Below are 877 nucleotides of genomic sequence, written 5' to 3' on the forward strand. Positions count from 1 at the left end.
TCCGGAAGCTTTGCGAACTTTTGGTTGGATCAATGCGTAGAACGCATCGTAGTCGTGAGATCCAGACTACCTTGGGCGTGCTGCTGACAACGTCAGCGCCACATTCCATAAAAACTTGAGAAAGCTGCGGATAGCCGCATTTGTTGTGTGGATGGAAACACGCTTCATATCCGGTCCACTAGTGCGTGAAATTTCTTCCTGAAGCCATTGCTCCTGAAGCTGCGCACATTCTTCATCACTCATGACGAGGTCTGGATCTTGCTCGAAGGCTGGTTCTTGCATCAGGTCACATTGCTGAGGTCCAGAGTCCTCATAGACTTCTAGTCCTGTGAACTCGAAGCAACCGCAAGGGCAGGTGTCGCTAGTCAGGCCGTGGCTGCAGATTCCATGGCTTCGATTAACTTCCCTTGCCGCCTTAATTTCTGACGGGGAAAGATAATTATAGTCCGAGCGTGCATAGGTAAAGGCCTGCGCTGCCGGTTCGGGTGCCGCTTCATCACCGCCAAACGTCTCGATCATCCGCGAACAAAAATGCTCGAAGACCAGAGTTTCGTATGTCGGAAATTGACGACATGCCTCGCCGTAAAGCATATCAACGCGTTTAGTGATCCCAGCATTTTGGGATGCTGAGTGTGCAGCCGTGTAGTCTGACATGGTCTGTCTCCGTTCAAATAGCCGAAAACGGAGACACTTATCCCCAGGGGAAAGTATTCCCCGAGGATTATTTGTGTATGTGATGTGACTCGACCGGTCCAGGTGGATCGTCGAGTGGAACGTGAAATGTGCATCCATCGGTAACGCATACCGAACGTTCGCGCCTCCGGAAGCTTTGCGAACTTGGGGATGGATCAATGCGTTGAACGCACCGTAGTCATGA

1 protein-coding gene is annotated in these 877 nt (G+C 51.3%); it reads right to left on the bottom strand.

The annotated features are described in order from the left end of the window. Window positions 1–66: 66 nt before the first annotated feature. Complete coding sequence (locus tag ABJ99_RS05500) at window positions 67–654, bottom strand: hypothetical protein (protein WP_054084942.1); 588 nt, start codon at window positions 652–654, stop codon at window positions 67–69. Window positions 655–877: the final 223 nt, after the last annotated feature.

This window comes from Pseudomonas syringae pv. cilantro (assembly GCF_001293775.1).
Lineage (GTDB): Bacteria > Pseudomonadota > Gammaproteobacteria > Pseudomonadales > Pseudomonadaceae > Aquipseudomonas > Aquipseudomonas syringae_P.